At 62.5% G+C, this 12,950-nt stretch carries 14 protein-coding genes and 2 tRNA genes; 9 read left to right on the top strand and 7 right to left on the bottom strand.

What is annotated here, in order from left to right; all coding sequences use genetic code 11:
- The first annotated feature begins 22 nt into the window (after positions 1-22).
- From betB to AC1DMK_RS16245, 3 genes are all read left to right on the top strand, one after another.
- The gene (gene betB / locus AC1DMK_RS16255; RefSeq protein ID WP_037059974.1) at positions 23-1,492 is read left to right on the top strand and encodes a betaine-aldehyde dehydrogenase; all 1,470 of its coding nucleotides are present in this window, start codon (positions 23-25) and stop codon (positions 1,490-1,492) included.
- 160 nt (positions 1,493-1,652) lie between these two features.
- A complete protein-coding gene (betA, locus tag AC1DMK_RS16250) occupies positions 1,653-3,302 on the top strand; it encodes a choline dehydrogenase (protein WP_037060048.1) in 1,650 nt (549 codons plus the stop codon).
- Between the two features lie 128 nt (positions 3,303-3,430).
- Positions 3,431-3,691 (top strand): hypothetical protein, encoded by a 261-nt coding sequence (locus AC1DMK_RS16245; RefSeq protein WP_037059972.1) that lies wholly within the window; start codon positions 3,431-3,433, stop codon positions 3,689-3,691.
- A gap of 70 nt (positions 3,692-3,761) precedes the next feature.
- On the opposite strand, the gene AC1DMK_RS16240 is transcribed toward AC1DMK_RS16245, so the two are convergent.
- Positions 3,762-4,208, bottom strand: a complete 447-nt coding sequence (locus AC1DMK_RS16240) for an RrF2 family transcriptional regulator (protein WP_037060046.1) — start codon at positions 4,206-4,208, stop codon at positions 3,762-3,764.
- A gap of 410 nt (positions 4,209-4,618) precedes the next feature.
- Between AC1DMK_RS16240 and AC1DMK_RS16235 the strand changes: the two genes are divergently transcribed.
- The 3 genes from AC1DMK_RS16235 to cysN all read left to right on the top strand — a co-directional run bounded on the left by AC1DMK_RS16235 (position 4,619) and on the right by cysN (position 7,923).
- Positions 4,619-5,362 carry a phosphoadenylyl-sulfate reductase gene (locus AC1DMK_RS16235; protein WP_037059969.1) on the top strand — a complete coding sequence of 248 codons (744 nt, stop codon included), beginning with the start codon at positions 4,619-4,621 and terminating at the stop codon, positions 5,360-5,362.
- 109 nt (positions 5,363-5,471) lie between these two features.
- A complete protein-coding gene (gene cysD / locus AC1DMK_RS16230) occupies positions 5,472-6,425 on the top strand; it encodes a sulfate adenylyltransferase subunit CysD (RefSeq protein WP_037059967.1) in 954 nt (317 codons plus the stop codon).
- Between the two features lies 1 nt (position 6,426).
- Positions 6,427-7,923 carry a sulfate adenylyltransferase subunit CysN gene (gene cysN, locus AC1DMK_RS16225; RefSeq protein WP_037059965.1) on the top strand — a complete coding sequence of 499 codons (1,497 nt, stop codon included), beginning with the start codon at positions 6,427-6,429 and terminating at the stop codon, positions 7,921-7,923.
- Between the two features lie 239 nt (positions 7,924-8,162).
- Here cysN and AC1DMK_RS16220 read toward each other — a convergent pair whose 3' ends face one another.
- The 4 genes from AC1DMK_RS16220 to AC1DMK_RS16205 form a co-directional block, all read right to left on the bottom strand.
- On the bottom strand, positions 8,163-8,981 hold the full coding sequence (locus AC1DMK_RS16220; protein WP_477860314.1) for a bifunctional allantoicase/(S)-ureidoglycine aminohydrolase: 819 nt from the start codon (positions 8,979-8,981) through the stop codon (positions 8,163-8,165).
- Between the two features lie 146 nt (positions 8,982-9,127).
- Positions 9,128-9,436 (bottom strand): hypothetical protein, encoded by a 309-nt coding sequence (locus tag AC1DMK_RS16215; RefSeq protein WP_037059963.1) that lies wholly within the window; start codon positions 9,434-9,436, stop codon positions 9,128-9,130.
- Between the two features lie 105 nt (positions 9,437-9,541).
- The gene (locus AC1DMK_RS16210; RefSeq protein WP_158447489.1) at positions 9,542-9,775 is read right to left on the bottom strand and encodes a hypothetical protein; all 234 of its coding nucleotides are present in this window, start codon (positions 9,773-9,775) and stop codon (positions 9,542-9,544) included.
- A gap of 258 nt (positions 9,776-10,033) precedes the next feature.
- Positions 10,034-10,110, bottom strand: a tRNA-Pro gene (locus tag AC1DMK_RS16205).
- 268 nt (positions 10,111-10,378) lie between these two features.
- Here AC1DMK_RS16205 and AC1DMK_RS16200 point away from each other — a divergent pair.
- Positions 10,379-10,792 carry a hypothetical protein gene (locus tag AC1DMK_RS16200; RefSeq protein WP_037060041.1) on the top strand — a complete coding sequence of 138 codons (414 nt, stop codon included), beginning with the start codon at positions 10,379-10,381 and terminating at the stop codon, positions 10,790-10,792.
- Positions 10,793-10,917: 125 nt separating this feature from the next.
- Here the strand turns inward: AC1DMK_RS16200 and AC1DMK_RS16195 are convergent, their stop codons facing one another.
- Together AC1DMK_RS16195 and AC1DMK_RS16190 are read right to left on the bottom strand one after the other, a co-directional pair.
- A complete protein-coding gene (locus AC1DMK_RS16195) occupies positions 10,918-11,253 on the bottom strand; it encodes a hypothetical protein (RefSeq protein ID WP_037059961.1) in 336 nt (111 codons plus the stop codon).
- 203 nt (positions 11,254-11,456) lie between these two features.
- Positions 11,457-11,531 (bottom strand) — tRNA-Gln (locus AC1DMK_RS16190).
- A gap of 161 nt (positions 11,532-11,692) precedes the next feature.
- Here AC1DMK_RS16190 and AC1DMK_RS16185 point away from each other — a divergent pair.
- Both AC1DMK_RS16185 and AC1DMK_RS16180 read left to right on the top strand, forming a co-directional pair.
- Positions 11,693-11,989 carry a cupin domain-containing protein gene (locus AC1DMK_RS16185; protein ID WP_477860311.1) on the top strand — a complete coding sequence of 99 codons (297 nt, stop codon included), beginning with the start codon at positions 11,693-11,695 and terminating at the stop codon, positions 11,987-11,989.
- Between the two features lie 39 nt (positions 11,990-12,028).
- Positions 12,029-12,946 (top strand): MBL fold metallo-hydrolase, encoded by a 918-nt coding sequence (locus tag AC1DMK_RS16180; RefSeq protein ID WP_037059954.1) that lies wholly within the window; start codon positions 12,029-12,031, stop codon positions 12,944-12,946.
- Positions 12,947-12,950: the final 4 nt, after the last annotated feature.

Raw genomic sequence — 12,950 nt, 5'->3', positions numbered from 1 at the left:
AACCACGCGAAGGACAGACCCGATGACCCTCAGAGCCCAACCCAAGGCGTCGCACTTCATCGACGGCGAATATGTGGAAGACGAGGGCGGCAGCGTCATCGAAAGCCTCTATCCGGCCACCGGCGAAGTCATTGCCCGGCTGCACGCGGCAACGCCCGCCATCGTCGAAAAGGCGATCGCCGCTGCCAAGCGCGCGCAGCCGGAATGGGCGGCAATGAGCCCGACGGCACGTGGCCGCATCCTGAAGCGCGCCGCCGACATCATGCGCGAGCGCAACCGCGAGCTTTCCGAGCTCGAAACGCTCGACACCGGCAAGCCGATCCAGGAAACAATCGTCGCCGACCCGACCTCGGGCGCCGACAGCTTCGAGTTCTTCGGCGGGGCCGTGGCCGCCGGTCTCAACGGCTCCTACATCCCGCTCGGCGGCGACTTCGCCTATACCAAGCGCGTGCCGCTCGGCGTTTGCGTCGGCATCGGCGCGTGGAACTACCCTCAGCAGATCGCCTGCTGGAAGGGCGCGCCGGCGCTCGCCGCCGGCAATGCCATGGTCTTCAAGCCTTCGGAAAACACGCCGCTCGGCGCGCTTGCCATTGCCGAGATCCTGCACGAGGCCGGCCTGCCGAAGGGCCTTTACAACGTCATCCAGGGCGACCGCACCACCGGCCCTCTGCTCGTCAATCACCCCGATGTCGCGAAGGTTTCGCTAACCGGCTCAGTGCCGACCGGACGCAAGGTGGCAGCAGCGGCCGCCGGAAACCTTAAGCATGTCACCATGGAGCTCGGCGGCAAGTCGCCGCTGATCATCTTCGACGATGCGGACATCGACAGCGCCATCGGCGGCGCCATGCTCGGCAATTTCTATTCGACCGGCCAGGTCTGCTCGAACGGAACGCGCGTCTTCGTACACAGGAAGATCAAGGGAGAATTCCTGAAGCGGCTGAAGGCACGCACGGAGGCAATCGTCATCGGCGATCCGATGGACGAGGCGACGCAGCTCGGGCCGATGGTCTCGTGGGTGCAGCGCGGCAAGGTCCTCGACTATATCGAGAAGGGCAAGGCCGAGGGCGCGACGCTGGTCGCCGGCGGCGGCATCCCCAACAACGTCTCCGGTGAAGGCTACTACGTGCAGCCGACGGTCTTTGCCGATGTGACGGACGGCATGACGATCGCGCGCGAAGAGATCTTCGGACCTGTCATGTGCGTGCTCGATTTCGATGACGAGGCCGAGGTAATCGGCAGGGCGAATGCCACCGAATTCGGCCTCTCCGGCGGCGTCTTCACCTCCGACATCACCCGTGCACACCGCGTCGTCGATCAGCTGGAAGCCGGCACCCTCTGGATCAATACCTACAATCTCTGCCCGGTCGAAATCCCCTTCGGCGGATCGAAGCAATCGGGCTTCGGGCGGGAGAATTCGCTTGCGGCGCTGGAGCACTATTCGGAACTGAAGACCGTCTATGTCGGCATGGGGCCGGTGCAGTCGCCGTATTGAAATAATTGCGCGCCGCACCCCTTGTATCCGCCCTGTGGGCACCTTCTCCCCGAGGGGAGAACGAGAAACGAGGCGGCGCAGCATATCCTTCTCCCCCCGGGGAGAAGGTGGCGGCAGCCGGATGAGGGGCTGCGGTAAGACAAACATTATGGGATCCATCATGCAGGCAGATTTCGTCATCATCGGCTCCGGTTCCGCCGGCTCGGCCCTCGCCTATCGCCTCTCGGAAGACGGCAGGAACAGCGTGATCGTCATCGAGGCGGGCGGCAGCGATTTCGGGCCGTTCATCCAGATGCCGGCGGCGCTTGCCTGGCCGATGAGCATGAAGCGCTACAACTGGGGCTACCTCTCGGAACCGGAGCCCGCGCTCAACAACAGGCGCATCACCGCACCGCGCGGCAAGGTGATCGGCGGCTCGTCCTCGATCAACGGCATGGTGTACGTGCGCGGCCACGCGGAAGACTACGACCGCTGGGAGGACCTCGGCGCCAACGGCTGGGCTTATGCCGACGTGCTGCCCTATTTCAAGCGGATGGAGCATTCGCATGGCGGCGAAGAGGGCTGGCGCGGCACGGATGGCCCGCTGCATGTGCAGCGCGGCGGTATGACGAACCCCCTCTTCCACGCCTTCATCGAGGCTGGAAAGCAGGCCGGATTCGAGGCGACGGACGATTACAACGGTTCGAAACAGGAAGGCTTCGGGCTGATGGAACAGACCATCTTCCAGGGCCGGCGCTGGTCTGCTGCGAACGCCTACCTGAAGCCGGCGCTGAAACGGCCGAATGTCGAGCTCGTCTACGGCTTTGCCCGCAAGGTGGTGATCGAGAACGGGCGTGCGACCGGCGTAGAGATCGAGCGCGGCGGCAAGGTGGAGGTGGTGAAGGCGAACCGCGAGGTGATCATTTCGGCCTCCTCGTTCAACTCGCCGAAGCTTTTGATGCTGTCGGGCATCGGCGCTGGCGGGCACCTGCGGGACATGGGCATCGAGGTCAAAGCCGACCGGCCGGGCGTCGGCGCCAATCTCCAGGACCACATGGAATTCTATTTCCAGCAGGTGAGCACCAAGCCGGTGTCGCTCTATTCCTGGCTCCCCTGGTTCTGGCAGGGCGTTGCGGGCGCGCAGTGGCTCTTGACTCGTTCGGGCCTCGGCACGTCCAACCAGTTCGAGGCCTGCGCCTTCCTGCGCTCGGCGCCCGGCGTCAAGCAGCCCGACATCCAGTATCACTTCCTACCGGTGGCGATCAGCTACGACGGCAAGGCGGCAGCCAAGAGCCACGGCTTCCAGGTGCATGTCGGCTACAACCTGTCGAAGTCGCGCGGCAACGTCACGCTGCAATCGTCGGACCCGACGGCCGATCCGGTCATTCGCTTCAACTATATGAGCCATGCCGAGGACTGGGAAAAGTTCCGCCACTGCGTGCGGCTGACCCGCGAGATCTTCGGGCAGCAGGCGTTCGACCAGTATCGCGGGCCGGAAATCCAGCCGGGCGAAGGCGTTCAGACCGACGATCAGATCGATGCCTTCCTGCGCGAGCATCTGGAAAGCGCCTATCACCCCTGCGGCACCTGCAAGATGGGCGCCAAGGACGATCCGATGGCGGTCGTTGATCCCGAAACCCGGGTGATCGGCGTCGACGGATTGCGCGTCGCTGACAGCTCCATCTTCCCACACGTCACCTACGGCAACCTCAACGGCCCCTCGATCATGACCGGCGAAAAGGCCGCCGACCATATCCTCGGCAAGCAGCCGCTGCCACGCTCAAACCAGGAGCCGTGGATCAATCCGCGCTGGGCGGTGAGTGATCGATAATGGGCGAGAGAACGTAGGGAAGACGCACACCGGGCGCACCGGCAGGGAATCCTTCGAGTTCCTGGTGACAAGAAGCATCGAATTCGCCGCGGCCGTCGCCCAGATGATGGCGTGGGCAATCTTATGCGGTGTATCTTCCTGATCTGAACCGCTTTTTCCGCAATGGCGGCTTCCAAGGGAATGACGTGGAAGCCGGAGAGAAAACGGCGCGTCGCATCGACGACGTCAGGTGCGGCACCCGCCAACACCTCCGGCCGGGTGATGATATCAATTGCCGCACGTTCGTAGCCATCAAGCTCTTCGACGGCGGCGGTGATCGCGTTCAGGTAGTCGATCAGGATGATGGTATCGAACAGCAGCTTCACCACTCGCCCCGGATTCCATCCTGATAGGCCAGCCCGTCAATCTTTTTATCGCCCCAACCCAGGCGAAGCGCCACAAATCGACCGGAACCGCCACTCAGGCCAGCATGCGCGCGACCTGCGGAACCTTGGCGGGTTCAATGGCATCGGCGATCGTCGTGGAGAAAAGCACCTTGCGCGTGGCATCCGCAACTTTTGCGAAGACGTGGCGGATTTCGCAGTTCTGTTCGCCCTCGCAGTCATCGCATTTGCGATAGGCCGTGATCGATAGGCACGGCAGCGGAGCGATCGGGCCGTCGATGATGCGCAGCACCTCGCCGAAGGTGATCATATCGGCCGGTTTCAGCAGCAGATAGCCGCCCTGCTTGCCGCGGCGGCTGGAGACGATACCCTGATGCTTCAGGTCAAGCAGTATCTGTTCCAGGAACTTCTTCGGTATCTTCTGCTGCGCCGCGATGTCGGAGATCATCACAGGTTCGCCGTCATCGGCCTCGGCCAGAACGGTGAGCGCTCGCAGCGCATATTTGGCTTTCTGGGTAATCATTTTGCCCGTCAACACACACATGGCGGGCTGATTCTCAGCCCACGGAAATCATCACCGTATCTCTATCGCACTTCCAGCATGAACGGAATTTGAATGAAGAAGCGAAACCCCTGAGACATAAGGTTTTTGGCCTTGTTTTTTGCCCTCGGCCAATGAGCATGAATCTACGCTAAAATTCGACTTCGGCGCTATCAATTCAGATTTCCAATTGACAGGCAGCGTGTAACTCTACTAATTCAATAGACATTAGGGCTCGCGGGCGATTTTCATCGTTCGCGCGGCTGCTTTTCCGCATTGCAGTGGTCGGGGAGAGATATTTGCTCCTTTCACGCCCGCTTTCGAAATGCCTGTTTCTGTCCCATCCATTCCTGACCTGCGATACTCCGGCCAGCATCTAGGACAGGATTCCCATGACTGTTGCCCATACAATCGAAGAAGCGGAAACGCTGAACGCGAAACTTGCTAACCTTAACCTGGCCGAACGTCTGTCGTTCGTGACTGGTCTCGGCGGGCGCGTCGTGTTCACAACCTCGCTCGGCATCGAGGACCAGGTGATCACGGCGGAGATCGGCAATCACCGCCTGCCGATCGACGTCGTGACGCTGCAGACCGGCAGGCTCTTTGCCGAAACGCTCGCGCTGATCGACGAGACCGAGAAGCAGTATGATATCCATATAAGCCGCTACGAGCCGGAGCAGGCCGATATCGATGCCTATGCCGCCCAATACGGCCTGAACGGCTTCTACGAGAGCGTCGAAGCCAGGCATGCCTGTTGTGGCGTGCGCAAGCTGAAGCCGCTTGCGCGCGCGCTCTCAGGAGCAACGATCTGGATCACCGGCCTTCGCCGCGGTCAGTCCGCCAACCGCGCCGAGACGCCCTTTGCCGAGTACGACGCCGAGCGGCATCTCCTGAAGGTCAACCCGCTGGCCGACTGGGATATCGACATCATCAAGGCCTATGTCGCCGACAACAGCGTGCCGGTCAATCCGATGCATGCGCGCGGTTACCCGTCGATCGGCTGCGAGCCCTGCACGCGGGCCATCAAGCCCGGCGAGCCCGAGCGTGCCGGCCGCTGGTGGTGGGAGCAGGACCAGACGCGCGAATGCGGCCTGCATGTTGCCGAAGAGGCCTCGGCGATTGCCGCCCAACAGTAGCCCGTCGACCTCGGGACCGGAGCGCGGCAACCATGCGCTCCCCGAAATCTGAATTGTACTCCATTCCGGACGCCTCTCGCCCGCGAATGATCGAAGTCTGGAGTTAGTAATGCCCGATAGCCGTCCGGATACGGAACTCAACAATCCGCAGAGCACAAAGTCGCCGCTCGATCCGCATCTGAAAGCCCTCGAAAACGAATCCATCCACATCTTCCGTGAAGTGGCAGCCGAATTCGAGCGTCCGGTGATGCTCTATTCGATCGGCAAGGATTCGTCCGTGCTACTGCATCTGGCGCGCAAGGCCTTCTACCCCGGCCGCGTCCCCTTCCCGCTGCTGCATGTCAACACCGGCTGGAAGTTCCGCGAGATGATCGCGTTTCGTGACGAGACCGCGAAGAAATACGATCTCGACCTGATCGAGCACATCAATCCGCGTGGCGCGGCGGAGGGCATCACGCCGTTCACCCATGGCTCGGCAACCTTTACCGACATCATGAAGACCGAAGGGCTGCGCCAGGCCCTCGACGCCGGCAAGTTCGATGCTGCCTTCGGTGGCGCACGCCGCGACGAGGAAGCAAGCCGCGCCAAGGAGCGCATCTATTCCTTCCGCACGCCCGACCATCGCTGGGATCCGCGCAACCAGCGCCCGGAACTCTGGAACGTCTACAATGGCCAGATCCGCAAGGGCGAAAGCGTGCGCGCCTTCCCGCTGTCGAACTGGACCGAGGTCGACATCTGGCGCTACATCCAGGCCGAGGATATCCCGCTGGTGCCGCTCTATTATGCCAAGAAGCGGCCATACGTCGAACGCGACGGCATGATGATCCTTGCCGAAGACCCGCGCCTGGAACTGCTGCCGGGCGAAGTTCGCCAAGAAGGCATGATCCGTTTCCGCACGCTGGGCGACTTCCCGCTGACCGGCGCCATTCCCTCCCAGGCAACCACTCTCGAAGAGGTGATTGCCGAACTCGAGATCGCAACGGTCTCCGAACGCCAGGGCCGCGCGATCGACCGCGACCAATCCGGCTCTATGGAAAAGAAGAAGCGTGAAGGATATTTCTGAGATGACTGCAGCTCAAACAGCAGCCTCGGCCGCAACCGTCGTCCCCCTCCCCGTTGCCGAGGCTGTCAAAGCGGTGCGCGACACGCGCCCGCTCCGCCTCATCACCTGCGGCAGCGTCGATGACGGCAAGTCCACGCTGATCGGCCGCCTGCTCTGGGATACCAAGGCGGTCAAGGAAGATCAGGCGGCGACGCTGCAGCGCGATTCGACCGGCAAGCAAAACGATCTCGGCCTGCCCGACTTCGCGCTGTTGCTCGACGGCCTGCAGGCCGAACGCGAACAGGGCATCACCATCGATGTCGCCTATCGCTATTTCTCGACCGGCAAGCGCTCGTTCATCGTCGCCGACACGCCCGGCCACGAACAGTACACGCGCAACATGGCAACGGGTGCATCGACCGCGGATCTCGCGATCCTGCTTGTGGACGCCCGCGCCGGCATTCTGGAACAGACGCGCCGCCATGCGACGATCGCCTCGCTGCTCGGCATCAGGCAGTTCGTGCTGGCGATCAACAAGATCGACCTGACGAACTACGACCGTGCCGGTTTCGAGAGGATTACGCACGAGTTCCGCGAGTTCGCGCTGTCGCTCGGCGTCAAACAGATCACCGCGATCCCAATGTCGGCGCTGAAGGGCGAAAACGTCGTCTACTCCGGCGAGGCATCGATGCCGTGGTATTCCGGCCCGACGCTGGTCGAGACGCTGGAGCTTGCCACGGTACGGTCCTCGCAGACTGTCGGCTTCCGCCTCTCGGTCCAGCGCGTCTCGCGTCCAGGCGAAAGCTTCCGCGGCTATCAGGGCACGGTTGCCGGCGGCTCGGTGAAGCCCGGCGATAGCGTCATGATCCTGCCGTCGGGCATGGTCGCCAACGTGTCGAAGATCGTCACCTTCGACCTCGTGCGCAATGCAGCTGTTGCCGGCGATGCCATCACGCTCGTCCTCGACCGCCAGGTGGACGTGGCGCGCGGCGACATGATCGTCTCGATCGACGCCCAGCCGCAGGTCGGCCTCTCCTTCGACGCCCAGATCGTGGCACTGCAGCCCGAGGGCATCGAGCCCGGCAAGCGCTATTGGCTGAAGAGCGGCAGCCGCCGCCAGCGCGTGCAGGTGCAGCCGGTCGCCCAGCTGCAGCTGAAAAGTGGAACCTGGACGTCGGCCGACACGCTCTACATGAACGCCATCGGCAAGGTTCATCTCGCCTTCGACGAGGCCGCGATCTTCGATCCCTACGAACAGAACCGTTCCTCGGGCTCGTTCATCCTGATCGATCCCGACACCAACAACACGGTAGCAGGCGGCATGATCACGGCCAAGCGCTCGGAACTCGGCGGGATCCACGGCGGCGATGCTCGCGTGATCCTCTCCCTGCCGGCCGATCTCGCCGATCAGATCATGGCGAGCGAACTCTTCGCCAACCGCCGCCACGAAGCCGAGGTCCGGCGCATGACCGCCGCCCAGGCCGCCGACCTCTGGTCGGACGCCGCAAGCGACATCTGAGGGCTGGAAACCAAGCCGGGGCTGAGAGGCCCCGTCTCATCGTCAGCGATGCTACCCTAAAAGCATCCGGTGCTGCGATGTCAGTGTTGAATGTTCCCCATTCGCTCGCTCATCCTCGCCCTTGTGGCGGGGTCCAGCGCGCTCAAGTCCTTGAGCGCAAAAGGCTCTTCTCACGGCGCAGACGCGCGGTGCCTGGATTCCTGTGACGAGCACAGGAATGAGGGCAGCGCAACCTATCCCTACCACAACGCCACATGGCGATTGACGTCCTTGTAAAGCAAGTAGCGGAAGCGACCGGGGCCGCCGGCATAGCAGGCCTGCGGGCAGAAGGCGCGCAGCCACATGAAGTCGCCCGCTTCGACCTCGACCCAATCCGTGTTCAGGCGATAGACGGCCTTGCCTTCCAGCACATAGAGGCCGTGCTCCATGACGTGGGTTTCCATGAAGGGGATGACGGCGCCGGTTTCCAGCGTGACGATGTTCACGTGCATGTCGTAGCGCACATCGGTCGGGTCGATGAAGCGGGTCGTTCCCCAGCGGCCGTCGGTATCGGGCATCGCCGAAACCGGATGGTTGTCCTCATGCGTGAAGATCGCCGGCGGCGGCTCCAGCCCCTCGACTTCCTGAAAGGCCTTGCGCACCCAGTGAAATTTCACCGGAGCCGAGCTGCTGTTCCAGAGGCGCCACGCGGAGCCTGCCGGAAGATAGGCGAACGAGCCGGAGCGCAGGGCATGAGCTGCGCCTTCGAACTCGACGGTCATTTCGCCTTCGACCACGAAAAGCACGCCCTCGGCGCGTTTTTCCGGTTCCGGCCGGTCGCTGCCGCCGCTCGGCTGCACTTCCATCACATATTGCGAAAAGGTCTCGGAAAAGCCGGTGAGCGGACGCGACAGCACCCAGGCGCGGGTTCCCGACCAGTGCGGAAGCACGCTGGTGACGATATCCGTCATGACGGTCCGGGGAATGACGGCATAGGCTGTCGTGAAGACCGCCTTGCTGGACAGAAGCTCGGTCTGCGGCGGCAGGCCGCCCAGGTTGGAATAGAAGTTGCTGCTCATCGATCCACTTTTCATGACGGGGAAGTGCCTGCCAGCTTTAAGCGCCCGATATGCCGCAGGCAACATCTAGATTGGCAAGAGTCCTTTTCCAGATGGCGCGACCGTGGCCGGCGGCCGAGTCGCGCGCAGGCGACGCACGGCCGGCGCTACCGGAAGTTATAGAACGACTGAGGGTCGTAGACGCAGGCGTAATCGAGGATGCACTGCTTGCCGCTTGCATCGCGCAAATTGGTGGTGCCGCGCTTCTCACCCAGCTTACATTTGGCCGGCGGATAGCGGAAGCTGCGGCCGCCGATGCCGACGCGGACAAAAACCGATTTGTTCTGGCGGATGATCTGCGCGAGGTCGCTGCACGTGTGAGTGCGGCTGTCGACTTTCAGCGATTCGGCCGCAAAGGCTGCCGTGGGGATCAGAAAGGCGGCCGCTAGAATCACACCTTTTGCCCTGGCATCCATTTCGTCCTCCCGAGACGGAGATCACTCGAAGCCGCAACTATACGCGCGATTGCAGAAACGGAAAGCATACGCTTCCCGTCTGCGGGAGCCTCCCCAGCCCGCGGGCTACTCGCAACCGGCGCCGTTCAGCGCCAGCCTTCCAAGTCTCTTCGCCGACACGGCCGTGCGGGTAGACGCGCCGCGGATGACATCGATGCCACGGAGGATCTTGATCATCTGCCGCGCTTCGTCATGCTGCATGTGCGCCAGCCACACGCCGTCGATCTTTGCGGGTGCCTGCGTCGCCTCGTCGACGATCGACCATTTGTCGTCGTCCTGAACCAGGATATACTTTGACATATCGCCCATACTTCAACATTGTTCTTGAAGACGACGCTAACATGGCAAATGCAGCATGCGTATACCTCACAATGCAGTATGAATTACCTCATTGCGGTAGTAACGAACTCGGTATTGATCGGTGAGGTGTACGTCGATCTGGCTAGGACCGCGGCTGCAGGCGACACGAAGGGCCGGCTCCATCGAGGTCGACGACAAACAGCCAGCCGTTGCCAGCGGCCAGACAAGAAAAAAGCCCGCTTTCGCGGGCTTTTCGGCTGGTCGGAGTGGAGTGATTCGAACACTCGACCCCCACGTCCCGAACGTGGTGCGCTACCAGACTGCGCTACACTCCGTGACCAGCGGCGCCTCTATAGACCGGCCCATCCCATTGTGCAAGCTCCAAAATTCAAAAGGCCGCGCATTTTTTCGACCCCACCAGATTGGCAAGATCGGGCACCGGGATGGAGCAAAAAGCCACACCTGGGGCAAATTTTACAATTGCGAAGGCGAGCCGATTTTCTTTTGTCGAGTTCCGGGCTAAAGGGCTCGACGGGACACGCGGAACCGTTGCCAGGCAGCGATTCCCCGCCATCGAATGCGCGACAATTCAGGGACGATATGATGAAACTCCGCACCTTTGCCGCGGCCGGGCTCGCCATTGCGCTGGCCGGCTGCACGACCATTCCGACTGCAGCAGATCCGATCTCCAGCCGCTGGGTCGGCCAGTCGGCCGGCAAGTTCTTTGCTGCCTTCGGCCCGCCGCTCACCGATGCCGACAACGGTTCCGGCAACGTCTACACCTGGAAGGGCGGCTACAAGACCGTGACGGTTCCGGCGAAGTATGCGGAAGGCGCCGACGGCAAGCGCGGGAAGCAGACCTCTCCAGCCCGCAAGCTCTATCTGCGCTGCCAGGTCGAGATCACCACGAACTCGGACTACACGATCCGCACCATCCGCGTCTCCGGCGACGTGCCGGGCGCAAACGGTCCGTCCTACTGCGCCGAATTCCTGGCGCCGGCCGACAAGGCGCAGTAGAGGCGAGCCTGATCGATGAAACAGGAAAGGCGGCTCCTTCGCGGGCCGCCTTTTGCATTCGAAGCCGATCGACATCCGGTCCCGAGACCCCTCTCCGGACCGGCGCCGCCTGTTCGTGGCCCCGCCTATTCGTGAATGGTGTAGGAACCCATTTCGCAGAGGTTCTGCGTATCGGTCGTCGTGTCGAGGTCAGACTCCTCCTCGAATTCGAAGCGCATGTCGTACTTGCAGACGTCCCGACCGTCGGCAATCGTGATATCCATGCTCTCGCCCGGATTGAGAACCTGCTTGCCGAAAACATCGTCTTCCCACTCGTTCACGCCGACCGGCGAGGTGTAGAAGTTCGTGAGCACCGAATTGGTGCCGTTCTTCAGCGAGAAAACGAGATCTTCCGCATAGGATGCGCCGGCAGACGCCAGCAAGGCGGCCGCAACCGCGACGGACATCAGTTTTAGTTTCATGGTTTGCCCCTTGCTCAGAATTGAGCAAGGGGAGGCTTATTTTGCGCGCCGGTTTTGTCAACGGCCATGGCGCGAAACGACAAGCGCGGCGGGAACCAAATTTGGTGCGGTCGGGCCGCGCGCGGTTTGGTGGAAACGGGCCGGCCAGGAGATCCTCCTTCAGGTCGGAGAATGTCTGCTTGCGCGGGAATTTGGAAAAGCAGTGGCTGGGGCGCCAGGATTCGAACCTGGGAATGCCGGTACCAAAAACCGGTGCCTTACCGCTTGGCGACGCCCCACCAGAGCTTGGAAGCGGAGACCGCTTGCCAGATCGACGCCTGATTAGCAAAGGACGCTGGCGGTCACAATCATTAAGTTTCGGCCTGAGCATATTTCTGTGCGCATTTGCAGGCGCCGTGCTAGGTCTGGAGCGAACAGACCGAAGCCCGCCGGAGTGAAGATGAGCCAGTATCGTGCCCGCCCGCCTGCCCTTGCGACCCTGCTCGTCGACGACGCCGTGGTGCGGATCACGCGCTGGGATTTCGAACCAGGCGCAGACACAGGCGTGCATACGCATGGAATGGGCTATGTGGTCGTGCCGATGACGGATTGCAAATTCCTGCTCGAGGAGAAGGACGTCAGCCGCAGGGTCGATATCGCCATGGGCGCCGCCTACCGGCGCGATGCCGGCATGGAGCACAATGTAGTCAACGCCGGAGACCAGCCGATGTCCTTCATCGAGATCGAATACAAGTAACGGGACGTCGGCAACAGACGGCATTCAGCGCAGAACGACATGGCCAACCCGCAATTCAATCGCGACTTCGATCCGGCTTATGGGCAGCCGATGCCCGTCGCCCCTCATGTGCAGCGCATCACGGTCAACAATCCGAGCGCCTTCACGTTCCACGGCACCAACAGCTACATCGTCGGCGACGCCTCGGTGGCGGTCATCGATCCCGGGCCCGAGGACGAGGCGCACTTCCATGCGCTGATGGCCGCGCTCAAGGGGCGCGAGGTCACGCATATCCTCGTTAGCCATACACATCGCGACCACTCGCCGCTTTCAAGGCGCCTGCAGGAGGCGACAGGTGCGGCTGTCGTCGCCGAAGGGCCGCACCGCGCCGCCCGGCCGTTGCATGCGGGCGAGATCAATCCCTTCGCGGAAAGCTCCGACATGGCGTTCCGCCCGGACATCGCGATCGGCAACGGTGAGACGATCGAGGGCGACGGGTGGCAACTGACCGCCGTGGCAACGCCCGGCCACACCGCCAACCACCTAGCCTTTGCGCTCGATGACACCGGCGTCCTGTTTTCCGCCGACCACGTGATGGCCTGGGCAACCTCGATCGTGGCGCCGCCGGACGGATCCATGGCAGACTACATGGCGTCCCTCGACAGGCTGATCGCGCGGCGCGACCGTTTGCTGCTCCCGGGTCACGGCGGACCTGTGAGGAGACCGGTGTCGTTCATGCGGGCGCTGAAGACGCACCGGCGCATGCGTGAGCGCGCCGTGCTCGGACGCATCCGGGCCGGCGACGTCTCCATTATCGAGATGGTGAAGGTGATCTACCGCGATACCGATCCGCGCCTGCATGGTGCAGCCGCACTGTCGGTGCTGGCCCATATCGAAGATCTGCTCGAACGCGGCGAGATCGAGACCGACGGGCTGCCGGCGCTGTTCGGATCGTATCGGCCAGCGCAACAGAGGTGATTGG

Source organism: Rhizobium sp. 05L419 (assembly GCF_056397845.1).
Note: the sequence above shows the minus strand (reverse complement) of the source record. Positions and strands in the feature narration are given on the sequence as shown.

Bases quoted from the DNA above. Each gene is read 5' to 3' on its own strand.
- AC1DMK_RS16210 (WP_158447489.1), bottom strand. From the start codon at position 9,775: ATGTCAAAGTATATCCTGGTTCAGGACGACGACAAATGGTCGATCGTC.
- AC1DMK_RS16215 (WP_037059963.1), bottom strand. From the start codon at position 9,436: ATGGATGCCAGGGCAAAAGGTGTGATTCTAGCGGCCGCCTTTCTGATC.
- betA (WP_037060048.1), top strand. From the start codon at position 1,653: ATGCAGGCAGATTTCGTCATCATCGGCTCCGGTTCCGCCGGCTCGGCC.
- cysD (WP_037059967.1), top strand. From the start codon at position 5,472: ATGCCCGATAGCCGTCCGGATACGGAACTCAACAATCCGCAGAGCACA.
- AC1DMK_RS16195 (WP_037059961.1), bottom strand. From the start codon at position 11,253: ATGAAACTAAAACTGATGTCCGTCGCGGTTGCGGCCGCCTTGCTGGCG.
- AC1DMK_RS16240 (WP_037060046.1), bottom strand. From the start codon at position 4,208: ATGATTACCCAGAAAGCCAAATATGCGCTGCGAGCGCTCACCGTTCTG.
- AC1DMK_RS16200 (WP_037060041.1), top strand. From the start codon at position 10,379: ATGAAACTCCGCACCTTTGCCGCGGCCGGGCTCGCCATTGCGCTGGCC.
- AC1DMK_RS16220 (WP_477860314.1), bottom strand. From the start codon at position 8,981: ATGAGCAGCAACTTCTATTCCAACCTGGGCGGCCTGCCGCCGCAGACC.
- AC1DMK_RS16180 (WP_037059954.1), top strand. From the start codon at position 12,029: ATGGCCAACCCGCAATTCAATCGCGACTTCGATCCGGCTTATGGGCAG.
- AC1DMK_RS16185 (WP_477860311.1), top strand. From the start codon at position 11,693: ATGAGCCAGTATCGTGCCCGCCCGCCTGCCCTTGCGACCCTGCTCGTC.
- betB (WP_037059974.1), top strand. From the start codon at position 23: ATGACCCTCAGAGCCCAACCCAAGGCGTCGCACTTCATCGACGGCGAA.
- cysN (WP_037059965.1), top strand. From the start codon at position 6,427: ATGACTGCAGCTCAAACAGCAGCCTCGGCCGCAACCGTCGTCCCCCTC.
- AC1DMK_RS16235 (WP_037059969.1), top strand. From the start codon at position 4,619: ATGACTGTTGCCCATACAATCGAAGAAGCGGAAACGCTGAACGCGAAA.